The sequence below is a fragment of the Cohnella kolymensis genome (genome assembly GCF_000829465.1).
GTDB lineage: Bacteria > Bacillota > Bacilli > Paenibacillales > Paenibacillaceae > Cohnella > Cohnella kolymensis.
This window is the reverse complement of the sequence record NZ_JXAL01000023.1, coordinates 120049-137595: the sequence shown is the minus strand read 5'-3', so window position 1 is coordinate 137595 and position 17547 is coordinate 120049. Positions and strand designations below refer to the sequence as shown.

Here is a 17547-nt window from a genome sequence, read left to right as displayed (position 1 = left end):
TCGTCACAGCCCTCCGTACCGGCGCGCACGCCGCTGATATTCACGGATGGCGTCGAATAAATGTTGTTCGGTGAACTCCGGCCAATAAACGTCGGTAAACCAGAATTCACTGTAAGCCAGCTGCCAGAGCATGAAATTGCTCAAACGCAGCTCGCCGCTTGTGCGGATCAAGAGGTCCGGATCCGGCAAACCCGCGGAGAGCAGGCAGCGGTTGAAGTCTTCTTCCTCGATATCCTCCGGATTCAGCTTGCCGGCCGCCGCTTGCCTGGCCAGCTCCTTGGCCGCATCTACCATCTCGATCCTGCTTCCGTAATTCAGCGCGAAGTTAAGAATCAGACCGCTATTATTCTCGGTGCGGCGCACCGCCTCCTCGACTGCGGTCAATGTATGGCTTGGCAGCAAGTCGAGCCGGCCCATCATTCTCACTTGGACGTTGTTCTCGACGAGCTCGTCCAGCTCCAACGACAAAAATTCCTGCGGCAGCTTCATCAGGAATTCAACTTCCGCTTTAGGCCGTTTCCAATTTTCCGTGGAAAAAGCATATAAGGTCAAAACCTTGACACCGATCCGATCGGCGGCTTTCGTAATCCGTTTGACCGTTTTCATTCCGTTGTGATGGCCCGCGATTCGGGGCAGGCCCCGTTCCTTGGCCCAACGTCCGTTCCCGTCCATAATAATCGCCACGTGCTCAGGAATATTGTCCTCCGCCGGTTCACTCTCTGTCTCTGCCGGCGTACTTTCGTGGCTTTTTGATGTGGAAACCCCGAAACCCAGCTTACGGAGCCACCTGCCGACGAAACGGTTACTCATGTGTCTTCCCCCTAAGTGCGAGCGAAGCTCGTCACATCCGCCAGACCGATATAGCGGCGCGAGCGTTCGCGGTCGGTCGTCAGCATCTTGCATCCAAAACGAAAGAGAATAAACCCCACCTGTCGGAGGGGCCGTGCAAAATTCAATTAAACTTCCATGATTTCTTTTTCTTTTGCGGCCAGAATTTTGTCTACTTCGGATACATAGCGATCCGTCATTTTCTGAACGTCCTCTTGGTGACGGCGCGATTCGTCTTCGGAAATTTCGCCTTTTTCTTTTTTCTTGATGTCGTCATTCGCGTCTCTTCGGATGTTGCGGATGGCCACTTTCGCGTCTTCGCCGAACTTCTTTGTCGATTTGGCCAAGTCGGCGCGGCGCTCTTCCGTCAGCGGCGGGATATTGATGCGGATGATCGATCCGTCGTTCGCCGGCGTCAAACCAAGATCGGATTTCAGAATCGCCTTTTCGATTGCAGCCAAGGCCGACTTATCCCAGGGCTGGATGATCAGCGTACGGGAGTCCGGCGTATTGATGGAGCCTAATTGGTTCACCGGAGTCGGAGTACCGTAATAATCTGCCTGCACACGATCCAGCATAGCTCCGGATGCGCGTCCGGCGCGGAGCGTTGACAAGTCGCGCTTCAGTGCTGTTAATGCTTTCTCCATGCGCTCTTCGGCACTCTTCTTAATTTCTTGAGGCATTAGTCGAAACTCCCCTTTACAATCGTGCCGATCTTCTCACCCATTACGGCACGTTTAATGTTTCCTTTCTCGGTAATCGCGAACACGAGAAGCGGAATATTGTTATCCATGCAAAGCGAGGAAGCGGTAGAATCCATAACACCGAGATTCTTGTTCAATACATCCATATAAGTCAGCTGCTCAAACTTTTCGGCTGAGGCATCTTTGAACGGGTCAGCGCTGTACACGCCGTCCACTTTGTTCTTGGCCATCAGAATGACCTCGGCTTCAATCTCCGCTGCGCGCAATGCTGCGGTCGTATCCGTCGAGAAGAACGGGTTCCCGGTACCGGCTGCGAAGATGACGACCCGGCCTTTCTCCAGATGGCGGATCGCCCTGCGGCGAATGTACGGCTCTGCTATTTGCTGCATGGCGATTGAGGTTTGCACCCGGCTCGGCACATCCATTTGCTCCAATGCGTCTTGCAGCGCCAGCGAGTTCATGACGGTCGCCAGCATGCCCATGTAGTCGGCAGTAGCGCGGTCAATCCCCTTCTGGCTGCCCGCAATGCCGCGCCATATGTTGCCGCCGCCGCACACGATCGCCACTTCAACACCCAGTTCGATAACTTCCTTGATCTGCTCCGCAATCGACAAGATGGTCTGTGCGTCAATGCCGTAACCGTTCGTTCCCGATAACGACTCTCCGCTTACCTTTAACACTACGCGTTTATAGACGGGACGCTCCAACGTTAGTACCTCCATCATGTCTGGTTTAAAAAAGAGGGAACACACAGTGTTCCCGAATTGGATTCATGCTTATAGTTTCGCCTGGGCCATAACCTCTTCGACGAAGTTGTCCACTTTTTTCTCCAAGCCTTCACCAAGCTCAAACCGAGCAAAGCGGCGGATGGAAATCTTTTCGCCGATCGCGGAAATTTTCTCGTTCAAGAGCGTAGTAATGGTTTTGTCCGGATCTTTGACAAAGCTTTGCTCCATGAGGCAATTTTCCTCATAGTATTTGTTCATGCGGCCTTCGACCATTTTGTCGACGATTTTCTCCGGCTTGCCTTCATTAAGCGCTTGGTTGCGGAGAATTTCTTTTTCCTTGTCAAGCTCGGCTTGGGACACTTCTTCACGGCTCAGGAATTTCGGGTTGGCCGCTGCGATATGCATAGCGATGTCCTTGACGAATGTACGGAACTGTTCGGTTTTGCCGACGAAGTCGGTCTCACAGTTCACTTCAACGAGAACGCCGATCCGTCCGCCGCCATGGATGTAAGATTCAACGATACCTTCAGTAGCGATGCGGTCGCCTTTCTTAGCTGCCGCGGCGAGGCCTTTCTCACGGAGAAGCTCTCCGGCTTTCGTCAAATCGCCGCCCGCTTCCTCCAAAGCTTTCTTACAATCCAACATACCTGCTCCGGTTCTCTCGCGGAGTGCTTTAACGTCTGCTGCATTAACTGCCACGTGGATTCCTCCTAATATTCATGCTCCCTCGCGGCTTCTTCCAGCCCTGGGAGGTCATTATTATGTTTTCAAAAAAAGGGCGGTGAGAAGGTTCTCTTCTGACCACCCTTTGTTTGTGTTATTGCTTATGCATCGGCAATTAAGCCGTTGTCTCTTCGCCTTGGCGGGATTCTACGATTGCGTCTGCCATCTTAGCTGTCAACAGCTTAACGGCACGGATCGCATCGTCGTTACCAGGGATAACGTAATCGATTTCATCCGGATCACAGTTCGTATCAACGATACCGACGATCGGAATGCCCAGCTTGCGGGCTTCTGCAACCGCGATACGTTCTTTGCGCGGATCGATGATGAACAACGCGTCCGGCAATTTACGCATATTTTTAATGCCGCCGAGGAATTTCTCGAGGCGATCTTTCTCTTTGCGGAGAATGATAACTTCTTTCTTAGGCAGCACTTCGAAAGTGCCGTCTTGTTCCCATTTCTCCAACTGATGCAGACGATCGGTCCGCTTTTGGATCGTGGAGAAGTTAGTCAGCGTACCACCCAACCAACGTTGGTTGATGTAGTACATGCCGCTGCGCTCAGCTTCCTCTTTAACGGAATCTTGAGCTTGTTTCTTCGTGCCGACGAACAGCATCGTACCGCCTTGCTCTCCGAGCTGGCGAACGAAGTTGTAAGCCTCGTCGACTTTCTTAACCGTCTTCTGCAGGTCGATAATGTAGATCCCGTTACGCTCGGTAAAGATGTACTTATCCATTTTCGGGTTCCAACGACGTGTCTGGTGACCGAAATGTACCCCTGCCTCAAGCAGTTGCTTCATGGAAATGACTGCCATGTTCGTGTTCCTCCTAATGGTTTTTGGTGAATCTCCGCCGCTTCTCGCATCTTTCGCCAAAACTCCTTACAGAGCACCGTTGACGAAATTGAAAAGCGTGTGTTTTTTTACACCGAAAGATAATATACCACATTGGCAACCCAGGCGCAATGTTTCAGGCGATTTCACCTGTCAGCAGGCAGTTAGACTTTTGTCAGCGAAATTAAAGGAACTGAGTTTCTCTATTTTACCTGCCAAATGGAAGTTCGGTTGCTTTTGGCGCAATAAAAACCCGCAGCTCAATCTTTGCTGCGGGTCAGTTCGGTCATAATCTGCTTATATGTGGGTTTACCGATGAACACGGCGGTTCCGATTTTCAGCTTCTTCTCAATGGACTCCGCTTTCTCCATAAAGTCGCCTGCGTCCTCAATAACTCCATGTTTCTGCAGCTCCTCGGCCACGATCGATAACGTCATATTGCTGCGGACATTTAAGGTCACGATCCGAGGTTCTTTGCCCTGTTTGGCCGGGGGAGCAGCAGGCTTCGCTTTGTTATTGTTCGAAGAAGCCGCTGCGGCAATCTTCGCGTCCAATTCCTGTTGGGTATATCTCTTCTCATTCACAGGCAGAAGAACAAAACCCGCCATTTTCGCTTCCGCTTGAAGCCGCTCGCGGCTGATCGGTTCCTGTCCGGCGACCATCTCGGCCTGTTCTTTGCCGATAAGCATTACTTTGAGCATCGAGGCGCCGAGGATCAGTCCGATACCCAGTCCCATCAGCCAACTGCGATGTTTACGCATGCTGTTCTTCCTCCCGGCGCACGAGCTGCAGTATGAGCTGCACCTCTCCTTTGTTCAGCCTCATTGCCTTAGCGATCTGATCAACGGATCTGCCTCTATCATGCAAAGTCATCAGCTCCGGGTACCGCCCGCGAACGGTTGTGGGAGGCAGCGATATTTCATCAAGCGTGAGGGGTGCTGACGTGTCCTCATCAGCGATAACCGATGCCGGTTGAACAGCCGTATTCGCTTCCGGCTGAGCCGCTTTAGCCGCAGCCGGCTCCGCGGGCTTCTCGATCGCGATTACTGCGTTATCTGAAGATCTCTGCTGCAAATCCTTTAATTGCTGCTCCATTTCCATAACCCGCCGGTTCAGCTTCTGAACGGTATCGTCCTGCTCCCGCTTGAACTTGGCGACCGCGTCGACAAGCTCCCGGTTTTCATTCTCCAAATCCTCCAACAGCCGGTCATAAGCCGCTTCCGCGGCGAATTCAGGTTCTTTGCCGCCGCCCGTCGGTCTCGGCATCATCCAGGCATATCCCGCAATGGCTGTACCCAGCAGTACAAGGCTTAACCATGGACCCACGCTAACACTCCTTTCTTGCCGTGCTGTTCAGCCCATGAAATCGATATGCTTCCCTTTGTATGGATGCACGGCGGAGGCTGTGTCCTCCGAAGCTCGCTCATGGCGCTGTTTCTTATGTTGTGAAGACTGACCGTTCCGATTGCGGGGCTGCCGCTCCGTAATCCCGCCGTTACCGGTGGATTCCGCCGTTTTCGGACTGCGCTTCGCCTGCCGCTCGGCATCTTTCACCGTCTGTTCGCCTAGCAGCGATTGTTCCGTGGCCGGGCGCTGCTGCTGCTGATGCTGAAGCGGAGTTAACTCCGCCGACCGGGGAATCGAAACCTGCAGATCGATTGATTTGTAACTCACGGCGTCTCACCTCGTCACAGGCAGGATAACGAAACGATTCTATCTGCTAATTATAAGGGACCATGATGATATCGCCGTCCGAGAAACGGAGGGACACCCTTTGCGTAGCGTCTTTGATAAAACGGGTGTATCGGCCGATCACGATTTTCGTTCCGCCCCATAGCGTATGAACCGCATCCACTCTTGACGTTGAAGCGTCTTCGAGCGTCTTTTCGATTTCGAGAATCCGTTCCTTGACGATGCCCAGTTCCTCGATCGTCTGGCGCTTGGTAGCCGACAGCTTGCTGCGAAGAGCAAGCTTATCCGCAGAAAGCTGTGAGATGGCAGCCATCTGATCCAGCATCGCCAGAGCTTTATCGGTTTTGTCCTGGCTCTCGTTCAATTGCCGAAGCGAGCTCCGCAGATCGCTCAGCTCTTGCCTCAGCTCGGGACGCACCCCGACCTCTACCGCCGTCGCCGTCGACATCGTGTTGCCGATCATCCTCGCCGTTACCCGTTCTCCCGCTTGAACGACCCCGCCTACAATCAATCCTTTGGCGCCGGTGCACAGAACGTTGCGGCCGGCGCGCACATTGGAGTGCATAATGCTCTGCATCACCGTCACATCTTCGCTTGCGTATACGTTTCCTTCCTGTATGAACGAGCACTTGATATTCCGGCCGGCTTTGACATAACCCTTATTGCTGCCGATCACGCCGCCGGCGATCTCGATGGACCCGTCGGACTCCACTTCCGCACCTTCAATTCCGCCCGTCACCCGAATGTCTCCGGCAGCCTTGACACGGAAGCCGGTCAGGATGTTGCCTCGGATGACCACCGTTCCCACAAAGTCGATATTACCGGTGTTGTAATCGACATCGCCGTTGACTTCGTAGACGGGAAACACATTCAGCTTTTCCTTCTCCGTTTGCGTCACAAGACCGTCAATTGCGGCGTACATGGCCGACTTCTCAGGGTTTACCACTACATTTTTACCGATTTTAAAATGTGCCTCTTTCCCGTCTTTCGCCGCGATATCTTCACCTGTTACGGCTTTGCCCGGCGCTCCGGGCTGAGGAGGTATTCTTTCGGCGATCAGCTGCCCGGTTTTAACGTTGGCCAGCTTGACCAATTCTTTATAATCGACGGTGCCGTCTTCTCTCTCTGCCGGACGGCGCCCCTGTTCTTTCGTATCGAATACGAGACTGATGTACCCGTCAATCCCGTTGCGAGGCGGCTGCCCCACCGCAATAATATTTTGTGTCAAGTAGAAATCCTGCGGCCTTTGTGAAATCAGATATACGGTGTCGGATTGCAGTCCATACTTGATTCCCTTTGACAGAATAAATTGCTCCAGCTCGCGGGGCGTTAATTTAATTACGCCTTCCACGTACCTGAACACTAAAAATGCTTGCATTTTATCTTCGGATACCAACACCTGCATCCATTCTTCCAGTGATCCGGTTTCGTTCCCAGGCACAAGTATCGCCCCCTTTCAGCCGTTTTGCATCAGTTGATCTTTGTGTTTGCCTAAAGCGCCTCTCAATCTCAGGATCGCTTTGGAATGAAGCTGGGAAATGCGCGACGGAGACAATGACATGACTTCGGCGATCTCGCTCAGCGATAAATCCTCATAATAGAATAATGAGACGACCGTCCGTTCTTTTTCCGTTAATTTCTGAATTCCATAGACAAGCGAATCTTTCAAATAGGTTTCGTGCACTTTGGACTCGGGATTTACGGCTTTATCGTCAACGAGAAGGGTGAGCCTTGTTTCCGATTCTTCTTCCCGGATCGGATCCTCCAGCGAACATACCGCTGCAACCGCAACCTCCTGCAGCATCTGTTGAAATTCTTTCTCGCTTATATTCAAATAGGCGCAAATTTCTTCATCCGTCGCGGAACGCAAATTTCTCTGCTCCAGGACGGCGTATGCGTCCTCCATTTTTTTCGCTTTGTCGCGCACTGAGCGGGGGACCCAGTCTCCTTGCCTCAGGCCGTCGATGATCGCACCGCGGATCCGCCAGGATGCGTACGTTTCAAATTGCAGGCCGCGCCGGTAATCAAATTTCTCAACGGCATCGATCAAACCCATCGAACCATTGCTGGCCAAATCGTCTTTGGTCACATTCTTGGGCAATCCGACGGCCATCCGACCGGACACATAATCCACCAGCGGCAAATAGTGCTCGATCAGCTGTTTTCTCGCCTCCGGATCATTGTCTTCTTTCCAGCGGAGCCATAAATCCTCATGAGACAACCGGGAACGACTTTGATCGGCCATACTTGCTTCACCTTCCTTATTCGTCCGTCAGGCGACGAATCGCCTGCACAACTTGCTCCGGATCGGGATTGTCGAGAGACACCAGCCGCTTCGGCTGCAACGGCTCGAATCCCTTGAGCGGCTGACCCTTGCCGTCCGTCCATTGTTCCTTCATTAACTCCGACAGCGTATCGTCTTCATCCGGGGTCATCATATCCAGCACCGCGCCCCGTTCATCCTCCGAGCCTTCCGCTATGTTACTGCTCGCCCCCGGGCCCGCTGCCGGGATCATTGCCGGGCTCATCAATACTCCAAGCGCAAGCCGCACCACGAATGCGATCATTGCAAAAGTCAAAAGTGCATAAATGCTGCGCAGAAAAGTCGTTCCGATAGGATTGTTGGACAGAGAAATCAAAAAGGTGAGCATTGCGCCAAATCCGCCGAACAGAACATTCCAACGCCAGGATCCGATCATGCTATATCTCCTTTACCCCGTACTGCACGCTGCGAATGCTGTACACTCCGCTTCCGGTGTCCAATTCTACCGTACGGCCGTAGCGGCCTCCGGTATCTTCCGCTGCGATAGGAATTCCGAATTTCTCCAATGCAAGCTTCACGGCTTCCACATTGCGCGGACCGATCCGCATGGAATCGCCGCCGGACGCCAAGGCGAACATCTGCGCCCCTCCGGCCAGTTTCGCCGCTAACCGGCTCGCAGCCGCTCCATGATTTGTCATCAGCTTCAACAGTGCGGGTATCGCTGTATCTGCATATTTCGCGGCGTTCAAATGGCCATCCCTGGCAATCTCGGATGAAGGCAGCATGATGTGCGCCATCCCTCCAAGGTTGATCAACGGATCGTACAAAGTTAAGCCGACGCATGAGCCAAGCCCCATCGTTCTAAGAACTGCGCCGCAGGCGGCAATGTTTAAATCAGCCATTCCCACCTTGATAAGCACATCCTCTGTCATTACAACGGCACTCCCAACGCGCTGAACAGTTTCTCGAACGATTCCGGATCCGGGATGAGGAAGAAGTGTCCTTCCATTTGATTTGGTCCTTCCAGGAATGCCGTGTCGATCAATAGAGCATCATCGCCCATCGTGCCGAATTGCAGCAAGCCGTAGTTAAGGATCGCTCCCGCCATATCCACTGCAATGGCGGGTACGGTCGGGGACATATGTAAACCCGTGAAATCAGCCAATGAGGACAGATAAGACCCTGCCAGAATATTGCCGATTTCGTTAAGGGCGGATAATTCCAATTCCGAATAATCTTCGCTGCCGGCGGCCTCCAAGCAAGGCAGTCCCTGCAGCAGACGCCGTGCCGGTTCTCGCTTGAGAATAAAGAACATGTTGCCCGGAGCGTCTCCTTCTACCCTCAAGAAGATCGCTACGACAACTGTTTCGACCCCTCCAAGCCGCTCGGCAATGTCCTCAAAAGGTAGAAAACTGACGGTTGGCACCTTCATATCGACCGGCTTGCCCAGCAGCTGAGACAATGCGGTGGCGGCATGGCCCGCGCCGATATTGCCTACCTCACGCAGCACATCCATCTTGAAATCCGGATCGCTCAGAAATAGATTCACCGGATTACTCCACCACCCGTTCGAGTTGAATGATTTCGCTGCGGTTCAGCACTTCCGCCAAATTGAGCAAAATCAAAAGCCGGTTGCCGTCAAGCTTCGCCACTCCGCTCAAGTATTTAGCTTTGACGCCTCCGACCACTTCCGGCGGATTCTCGATCGTATCGCTCATCAGATCCATAACATCGTTGGCCGAATCGACGATAAAGCCCACCTCGAGATCGGCCGCAGCTACAATAATGATCCGGGAATTGTCGCCGGGCTCCGTCTCCTCTAAACCGAAACGGCCGCGAAGATCGATGACCGGAATGACAACTCCGCGTAAATTGATGACACCTTTCACAAAATCGGGCGTTTTGGGCACCCGTGTGATCGGCATCATTCGCTCAATCGTGCGGACTTTGTCAACCTCGATGCCGTATTCTTCGCGTCCAAGCGCAAAAACGATCACTTTCATTTCCTCTGCCATGGATAATCCCCCCTGATCAACCCGGTATATTATTTAATGAGTGTGTTTGGATCGATAATGAGTGCCACTTGGCCGTCTCCAAGAATGGTGGCTCCCGATACGACATCCAGGTTCCTCAAATATTCGCCCAGCGGCTTCAACACAATCTCGTTTTGTCCGATGAACTCATCGACGAGAACAGCCGCCAGCTTGTCCCCTTTACGGATGACGAGCATCTCCGTCTCCGCTTCATTGTCCTCTCTGTAACCCGGCGAATCAACCACAGCCGCCAGCGATAAGACCGGGATGATGGAGCTGCGATATTCGGTGACGAAATTGCCGTGTACCGATTTGATGTCCGCTTTTCGGATCGAACCGGTTTCTATGATCGAGGAGAGAGGGAAAGCGTACTTCTCGGAACCCAGCTTCACCAGCATCGCTGCAATGATGGATAAAGTAAGCGGCAGCTGTATGGTGAATTTGGTGCCCGATCCCTGTTTGGTCTGAACGGACACATCGCCGCCTAACGACGAAATTTTAGACTTTACCACATCGAGTCCCACGCCCCGTCCGGAAAGATCCGTCACTTTGTCCGCCGTGCTGAATCCCGGAGCGAAAATGAGCATATTCACCTGGTCTTCACTAAGTGACGAAGCTTCCTCAGCAGGAACAATTCCCCGTTTGACCGCCGTTTGCAGCACTTTGGCGCGATCGATCCCTTTGCCGTCCTCTTCAATTTCAATGAAAACATGATTGCCGCTATGGTAAGCCCGCAAATGCACGGTTCCTGTCTCCGGTTTTCCTGCAGCTGTCCTCTCCGATATGGATTCCAACCCGTGATCGACGGCATTGCGAATCAAATGAACAAGCGGATCGCCGATTTCATCGATAACCGTACGGTCCAATTCGGTGTCAGCTCCTGTAATGACAAGATCCACTTTTTTCCCGAGAGACTTCGCGACGTCCCGAACCATCCGGGGGAACCGGTTAAATACGCTGTCAACGGGCACCATCCTCATCTTCAGCACAATATTCTGCAAATCCGCACTCACCCGGGCCATGTGCTCTACCGTCTCCGTCAAATCGCCGCGTTTCACTTCCGAAGACAGCTGCTCAAGACGTACCCGGTCGATCAGCAACTCACTTAATAGATTCATAAGAGAATCCAGCCGCTCGATATCCACCCGAATGGTACGGGCTGCAGCAGCACCCCCGCCGGCTGCCGCTGGAACAGCGGAACGTGCAGGGATGACTGCGGTTGACGGGAGGACGGCAGCGGATGCGGAAGCCGCCGCCGTTTCTTTCACGGCATCTGCCGCCGGCTGCCGGTAGGATTCGGAATGCGCTACATCACTAAGGGAGCTCTTATCGACAGCTGTGATCGTTACGGACTCGATTTCCGATACGCGGCAGATGCTGTCGCGAAGCTCGGCTTCATCGACTTGCGAAATGTAGTATACGGCAAAGCTGTTGCCGAACTTTTCCTGTTCGATCTCCTCAACGGACGGATGGGCTTTCACCACTTCCCCGTTGCGTTCCAAAACGTCGAACACCATATATGCCCTGGCCGCTTTTAGAATACAATTCTCCTGAACTTTGACCTCTATGTAATAGACTCGATGGCCGCTTTCCAGCGATTGGCTGAGAACGGATAATTGAAATTGATCCAGAATCAGATTCGCAGGTATGTCGGCAGATGCCGATGAAGAGCTCTCTGAAGTATTATTTTCCGCATCTCCCGTAACAATGGACTTCAAGCGCTCGACCAATTCGGCAACATCGCCGCTGCCCGTGCCGCCCTTAATGACGTCTTGCACCATCGCTTCCAAAGCGTCCAAGCATCTGAACAAGGCATCGAACATGTGGTCGTTCATGCTCAATTTGCCGTTGCGGACAAGATCCAGCACATTCTCCATTTCGTGTGTCAGCGACGCAAGATCCTCGAAACCCATCGCGGCCGACATGCCCTTGAGCGTATGCGCGGAACGGAAAATGACCTGTACGATATCGATATCGTCAGGCTGCTGCTCCAACCGAAGAATATTCTCGTTGAGCGATTGCAGGTGATCATTGGACTCATCTATGAAGATGGATAAATACTGATTCGTATCCACAAGCCGGATACCTCCTGGTTGGCTGATCTGCAGCAGCTAAATTCATCGCTTAAGGATGCTGATTTCTTGTACAAGAGCGGGAGCAATCGCTTGAAGCGGCAGAGAATGCGATACGGCACCCAGCTGCATTGCCGAACGCGGCATCCCATACACGACGCACGTCTGCTCCGCTTCCGCAATCGTAGTCGCCGCTCCGTCCTCTTGGAGAGCTTTCATGCCTTTCGCTCCATCGCTGCCCATTCCGGTCATGATCACCGCATGCCGCTTCAGTTGACGCTGTCCGAGCAAGGATTCGAACAGGACATCCACCGACGGCTTATGGCCGCTTTTCGGCGCCTCGTCCGACAAGATGACGCGGAAAGTTCCGTCCCGCTGCTTGGCAACGGTCATATGCCGCCCGCCGGGAGCGATGTAGGCCGTGCCGGTCTGAACGAGCTCGCCGTGCACTGCCTCACGAACGTCGATGCCGCAAAAGCTGTCCAATCGTTGAGCCAGCGAAAAGGTGAACTTGGGCGGCATATGCTGCACGACCAGGACGGGTGCCGGAAAATCGGCGGGTAATCCCGTAAGCACTTCATGCAGCGCGCGAGGCCCTCCGGTTGAAGCGCCGATAGCTACAAGATGCGTAAAAACCGTTGAAGTCTGACGTGTAACCCGGCGTTCCTCATCCGCACCCTTGCTGTCCGGAACTGTGCTTGTCTGTCTCTCCGGCACAGGTGGACTTGGTCCTGCTTGCGTAAGAGCAGATGCCTCAATATTTATTTCAGGCAACGGCAGCGAGCTCGATGACGATCCATCCTGCGGCATTTCGTTCCAAGTCTTTGACGACGTGTCTGGCTTGGGCGCTGCCGCCGATGGAGACGTCGTTTCCGCTTGCCTGTATGGCGCCATTGTGTCCTCAACGGCCGGCATCATTCGGAATGTGCCGCCCCTGACGGTCTCCAACGCGATATGCAATTTGGACAGGAGCTGTTCGCCGACTTGATGCTTGCCTTTTTTCAGCGCGCCGTCCGTCTTATGTATGAAATCTACCGCTCCGTATTGCAGCGCTCTGATGGTATCGCGGGTACCATTGTCCGTTACGGCCGACAGCATGATAACCGGAGTCGGCTGAACCGCCATGATGCGGCGCAATGCCTCGATGCCGTTCATATGCGGCATTTCCAGATCCATTGTAATGATGTCCGGCTTCAGCTTGAGCGCGAGCTCCAGCCCCTCTTTACCGTTGGAGGCGGTCGCCAATACTTTGAAGTCGGCGTCTGCGGCGATCACGTCGCTGAACACCTTACGCATGAACGCGGAATCGTCCACAATCAACACGTTATATTTCGGCATTTGGCTCCCCCTCCCCGGCTGCTTAGGACTCCGTCGGATTTGCATCTAACATATCGCTGCTAGCCGGCAGTTCCTCAGCCCCACAATTTCTTTATCCGCTGAAAAAAGTTCGTCATACCGCCAGTTTCCTGCTGCTCCATCAAAAAGTTCGCAGCAATCCGGTCAATTCCGCGAACCGCCGCAGTATCGGGGTACGCCACCGACAATGCAGTCTGCTTTTTCACTGCTTTGGACACATTGGCGTCATCCGGAATAAAGCCCAGCACCGGAAGCTGCAGTCCCAAATATTTGTCCGCCACTTGGCGGATGTTATCCGCCGTCTGTTTGCCTTCCTTGTCATCGGTTACACGGTTCACGACCAACCGGAAAGAAATGTCGTGCCCCATCGACTTCAGCATTTTGATTAAGGCGTAAGCGTCGGTGATGGAAGTGGGCTCCGGTGTGGTGACGACAATCGTTTCTTCCGCCGCGGTGATGAACCGCACCGTTTCTTTGGATAATCCCGCTCCCGTATCGAACAGGATGAAATCGAAATGGCCGTTCAGTTTGCCGATTTGTGCAGCAAAATACTCCAGCTCTTGCTCGCTTAACCGGACCAGATCTTGAAAACCCGAGCCGCCGGCAATATATTGCAGATTGTCCGGTCCGACCTGGATAATCTCCCAGATCGTCTTCTCGCCTTTCAGCAGATGAAGCAAGTTATATTTGGCCGGCGTGCCGAGCAGAACATCGATATTCGCAAAGCTGACGTCCGCATCGAACACCAGCACGCTGTATCCCCGTTTTTGCAATGCCATTGCAAAATTCAGGGTGAAGTTCGATTTCCCTACCCCGCCTTTACCGCTCGTGACGGTCAAGACACGTGTTGTCTTGGCCTCCTGGCTGTCCTGAGAATGAACCAAGTGCCTCAGCGCTTCCGCTTGATCATTCATAAGCCGGATCCCCCAGCAGCCGGCGGATCAAATCGTCCGGCTCATAACGCCTGATATCGTCCGGAACCGTCTGTCCGATCGTGATGTAGGAAATCTGGAACGAGAATTCACGCACCAGGTTGACTATGGAACCGAAAGAATCGGTTTCGTCGAATTTGGTGAGCAGCAGCTGATTCACGCCGTACTTGACGAATTGATTGGCGATCAGCTTCATGTCGCCGTATTTATGGGTCATGCTCAGCACAAGCACGGTCTCCGTCTGCTCACCGGGCGCGAGCAGGCTGTTCACCTCCGACACGAACAATTCATTGCGGTAATTGCGGCCTGCCGTGTCCATGAACAATAAGTCTCGATCGCTCAGCTTCTTATATGAACGTGTGAGTTCACTCGGTGAAAATACGACTTCCAAAGGTATGCCCAAAATATCGGCGTATGTTCGAAGCTGGTCTACAGCGGCAATGCGGTACGTATCCGCAGTAATCAAACCGACGCTGCGATGATAGGTAAAAGATTGCTCTGCGGCCAGCTTGGCGATCGTTGTCGTTTTGCCGACTCCCGTCGGGCCGACAAAGTGTACGATTCTGGTGGCCGGATCGAACCCGCTTCCGCGCGAAGCTTGCAGCCAGTCGCGAAGCACCGTTCGCGCAGCCTCATAAGAAGCGGCTTCGTCTGCCTGATTCGCCTCTCCGAGCTGCTGATTGACGGCTTCGGCAAACTGCTCCACATACGCGGGATCGACACCTTGTTCCGCCAGACGCCGGCTCCACTTCATCACCGACTCCGGCATGCTGCGAAAAGTTTGCTGCTTGGCCATCTTGGTCATCATTTCCTTCATGGAGCGAAGCTCCTCAAGCAGAGCAGACGTTTCAGCCTTCACTTGTTTATGATCCCTGGCTTCCAACGTCTGCACGGCTGCCGCGAGAGTTGCGGCTTGCGTATCTTTGGCGCTCTGCCCTTCATAAGAATGCTGGGCTTCACGAACTGCAGGCGCGTCTAACATTTGGGTGACGGACGCCATCGGAATAGATACCGGCGCTGCTTGAGGCTGCGTTTTAACAGCAGCTGGATTGTGATTGTACTTTTCACGCACTGCGCTGGGAGGCAGCGTTGGCGAAAGAACCGGCGCTTCTTCTGCAGCCGATGCCGGTACCGGCTCCGGTGTGCGTGCCGGTATCGGCCTGCGTGCAGGCGGTTTTTTGGATGCCTCATCGACCGCCGCAATCACTTCCACACGTTTCTTCCGGAACATGCCAAGAAATCCGCCGGTGCGGATTTCTTTGGTATTGAGAATGACGGCATCCGAGCCCAACTCGCTGCGGATCATTTGAACCGCTTCGGGCAGCCCATCCACAATATAACGTTTTACCTTCATGCGTTCACCACCCCGACACTCTGCACTTCTATACTAGGTTCAAGTTCGCTGTATGAGATGACCGGTATATCCTGCAAGCTGCGCTCGAGCAGCTGCCGCAAATACATGCGAATCGTCGGCGACGTCAGGATGATCGGCTGCTGGCCCGATTGGATCAGCCGATTGACTTGCTCCGTCAGCCGCTGGAAAATGGCTTGGGATGATGCGGGATCCAGCGCCAGGTAGCTGCCTTGATCGGACTGCTGTACGGAATCGGCAATTTTCTTCTCCACCGCCGGGCTCACTGTAATGACCTTCAGCGGTTCTGCAGAGCTTGCGTACTGCTGTGTAATTTGGCGCGATAAGCTTTGACGGACATATTCGGTTAACACCTCAGGATCCTTCGTAAACTTGCCGTAATCAGCCAGTGTTTCGAAGATCGTGACCAAATCCCGGATGGAGATTTTCTCTTTCAACAGCTTGGCCAGCACCTTCTGAACGTCTCCCACCGATAGAATGGAGGGAATCAGCTCGTCTACCAATGCCGGATAAGTCTCTTTGACGCTGTCGACAAGCGCCTTCGTCTCTTGGCGGCCGATGAGCTCATGCGCGTATTTCTTGATGACTTCGGTCAAATGAGTCGCGACGACTGACGGCGGATCGACCACCGTGTACCCGGACATCTCCGCACGTTCCTTCGTGGCCTCGTCAATCCATAAAGCGGGCAAGCCGAAAGCCGGTTCCTGCGTCTCGATCCCGGAAATGGAATCGTCATCGAATCCGGGACTCATAGCTAAATAGTGATGTAATAACAGTTCGCCGCGGGCTACCGTATTTCCTTTCATTTTATGACATATTCATTCGGTTTTAGTTGAATATTGTCGCGAATTCGGATAACGGGGACGATAAGTCCCATCTCCAGTGCACATTGCCGTCGAATCATGATGATTCGATCGAGCAAATCTCCGCCTTGCTGGGTATCCGCGAGAGGAATGAGGCCATAGCCGAACTCGAATTCGATAGGATCGACCTGAAGCAGGCTGATGACGCTCTCCGGGCTCCTGACCTCCTCAATCTGCTGTTCTTCAACCAGCAGCTCTTCTTCTTGCTGCTTCCTGTCCAAATTCTTCTGCAGCCTGTAACCCGCAATAGCCAATATAGCTGCATACGGAATTGTGCTTAATAGAGGAATCGGCGTCGCGAGCCCAAGCAGAGCAACCGTTCCGGCAACGATGTACAAAAGCTTCGGATAACGCAGCAATTGCGTCGATAGATCATGAGCCATATTGCCTTCGGATGCCGCTCTCGTGATGATGATACCGGCTGCTGTGCTGATCAGAAGAGCCGGAATCTGGCTGACGAGTCCGTCACCGATGGTCAGAATGGAATACGTTGATAATGCTTCCATTACCGGCATGCGTGAATGGCCATACCGATGATGAAGCCTGCAACCAGGTTGATGATTAGGATAATGATGGAGGCAATGGCGTCTCCTTTGACGAACTTGCTGGCACCGTCCATCGCCCCGTAGAAATCCGCTTCCTTCTCGATCTTCTCGCGGCGGGCGCGGGCTTGCTGCTCATTGATAAGCCCGGCGTTCAAGTCCGCATCGATGCTCATCTGTTTACCCGGCATGGCGTCGAGGGTGAAGCGGGCACCGACTTCAGCGACCCTTTCGGAACCTTTGGTAATGACGATAAATTGAACGACGACCAGGATAAGGAAAACAACAAATCCGATGGCGATTTGGCCACCGGCAACGAACTTTCCGAATGTCTCTACTACATGACCGGCATCGGCTTCCGATAGAATGAGCCGGGTGGTTGATACGTTGAGCGCCAGCCGGAATATCGTCGTAATGAGCAGCAATGTCGGAAATATGGAAAAATGAAGCGCATCCTGCGTGTTCATGGCAATGAGCAAAATCATGATGGCTACGGAAATGTTGATGACAAGCAGCACATCCAGCAGCTCTTTGGGAATCGGAACGACCATCATCAGGACGATGCCTATGATGCCGATTAGTATGCTTAGGTCCCGAATCTTCATGT

At 53.3% G+C, this 17547-nt stretch carries 18 protein-coding genes and 1 pseudogene; all 19 read right to left on the bottom strand.

Translation table 11 applies throughout. The features are described 5' to 3' along the window. Window positions 1-3: 3 nt before the first annotated feature. The 19 genes and pseudogenes from SD71_RS14925 to flhA all read right to left on the bottom strand — a co-directional run bounded on the left by SD71_RS14925 (window position 4) and on the right by flhA (window position 17545). Window positions 4-810 (bottom strand): isoprenyl transferase, encoded by an 807-nt coding sequence (locus SD71_RS14925; RefSeq protein ID WP_082034266.1) that lies wholly within the window; start codon window positions 808-810, stop codon window positions 4-6. A 146-nt stretch (window positions 811-956) separates the two neighbouring features. Next, a complete protein-coding gene (gene frr / locus SD71_RS14920) occupies window positions 957-1511 on the bottom strand; it encodes a ribosome recycling factor (protein WP_041064730.1) in 555 nt (184 codons plus the stop codon). Continuing rightward, window positions 1511-2239, bottom strand: coding sequence for a UMP kinase (gene pyrH, locus SD71_RS14915; protein ID WP_041064727.1), 729 nt, complete (start codon window positions 2237-2239; stop codon window positions 1511-1513). The genes frr and pyrH overlap by 1 nt, the downstream gene beginning before the upstream one ends. A gap of 69 nt (window positions 2240-2308) precedes the next feature. Beyond that, window positions 2309-2959 (bottom strand): translation elongation factor Ts, encoded by a 651-nt coding sequence (gene tsf / locus SD71_RS14910; protein ID WP_041064724.1) that lies wholly within the window; start codon window positions 2957-2959, stop codon window positions 2309-2311. 139 nt (window positions 2960-3098) lie between these two features. Beyond that, window positions 3099-3797 carry a 30S ribosomal protein S2 gene (gene rpsB / locus SD71_RS14905; RefSeq protein WP_041064722.1) on the bottom strand — a complete coding sequence of 233 codons (699 nt, stop codon included), beginning with the start codon at window positions 3795-3797 and terminating at the stop codon, window positions 3099-3101. A 278-nt stretch (window positions 3798-4075) separates the two neighbouring features. Then, window positions 4076-4576, bottom strand: coding sequence for a hypothetical protein (locus SD71_RS14900; RefSeq protein WP_041064720.1), 501 nt, complete (start codon window positions 4574-4576; stop codon window positions 4076-4078). Next, window positions 4569-5141 (bottom strand): hypothetical protein, encoded by a 573-nt coding sequence (locus SD71_RS14895; RefSeq protein ID WP_041064718.1) that lies wholly within the window; start codon window positions 5139-5141, stop codon window positions 4569-4571. Before SD71_RS14895 ends, SD71_RS14900 begins: the two co-directional genes overlap by 8 nt. Before the next feature lie 27 nt (window positions 5142-5168). Further along, window positions 5169-5489 (bottom strand): hypothetical protein, encoded by a 321-nt coding sequence (locus tag SD71_RS14890; RefSeq protein WP_041064716.1) that lies wholly within the window; start codon window positions 5487-5489, stop codon window positions 5169-5171. A gap of 46 nt (window positions 5490-5535) precedes the next feature. Then, window positions 5536-6912 (bottom strand): FapA family protein, encoded by a 1377-nt coding sequence (locus SD71_RS14885; protein WP_041064810.1) that lies wholly within the window; start codon window positions 6910-6912, stop codon window positions 5536-5538. Window positions 6913-6963: 51 nt separating this feature from the next. Then, on the bottom strand, window positions 6964-7752 hold the full coding sequence (locus SD71_RS14880; protein WP_041064714.1) for a FliA/WhiG family RNA polymerase sigma factor: 789 nt from the start codon (window positions 7750-7752) through the stop codon (window positions 6964-6966). Window positions 7753-7768: 16 nt separating this feature from the next. Continuing rightward, window positions 7769-8206 (bottom strand): hypothetical protein, encoded by a 438-nt coding sequence (locus SD71_RS14875; protein WP_041064712.1) that lies wholly within the window; start codon window positions 8204-8206, stop codon window positions 7769-7771. Between the two features lies 1 nt (window position 8207). Next, window positions 8208-8702, bottom strand: a complete 495-nt coding sequence (locus SD71_RS14870) for a chemotaxis protein CheD (RefSeq protein WP_041064710.1) — start codon at window positions 8700-8702, stop codon at window positions 8208-8210. Beyond that, complete coding sequence (locus SD71_RS14865) at window positions 8702-9286, bottom strand: chemotaxis protein CheC (protein ID WP_041064808.1); 585 nt, start codon at window positions 9284-9286, stop codon at window positions 8702-8704. The genes SD71_RS14870 and SD71_RS14865 overlap by 1 nt, the downstream gene beginning before the upstream one ends. A 37-nt stretch (window positions 9287-9323) precedes the next feature. Next, window positions 9324-9785, bottom strand: coding sequence for a chemotaxis protein CheW (locus SD71_RS14860; RefSeq protein WP_041064707.1), 462 nt, complete (start codon window positions 9783-9785; stop codon window positions 9324-9326). Between the two features lie 29 nt (window positions 9786-9814). Beyond that, on the bottom strand, window positions 9815-11878 hold the full coding sequence (locus tag SD71_RS14855) for a chemotaxis protein CheA (RefSeq protein ID WP_041064705.1): 2064 nt from the start codon (window positions 11876-11878) through the stop codon (window positions 9815-9817). A 42-nt stretch (window positions 11879-11920) separates the two neighbouring features. Continuing rightward, window positions 11921-13213 carry a protein-glutamate methylesterase/protein-glutamine glutaminase gene (locus SD71_RS14850; RefSeq protein WP_041064703.1) on the bottom strand — a complete coding sequence of 431 codons (1293 nt, stop codon included), beginning with the start codon at window positions 13211-13213 and terminating at the stop codon, window positions 11921-11923. A 74-nt stretch (window positions 13214-13287) separates the two neighbouring features. Next, entirely contained in the window at window positions 13288-14145 is an 858-nt protein-coding gene (locus SD71_RS14845; RefSeq protein WP_041064701.1) for a MinD/ParA family protein, read from the bottom strand. Next, the gene (gene flhF, locus SD71_RS14840) at window positions 14138-15517 is read right to left on the bottom strand and encodes a flagellar biosynthesis protein FlhF (protein WP_041064699.1); all 1380 of its coding nucleotides are present in this window, start codon (window positions 15515-15517) and stop codon (window positions 14138-14140) included. Before flhF ends, SD71_RS14845 begins: the two co-directional genes overlap by 8 nt. Beyond that, window positions 15514-17545, bottom strand: a pseudogene (gene flhA, locus SD71_RS14835) (flagellar biosynthesis protein FlhA). The gene flhF and the pseudogene flhA overlap by 4 nt, the downstream one beginning before the upstream one ends. Window positions 17546-17547 lie beyond the last annotated feature (2 nt).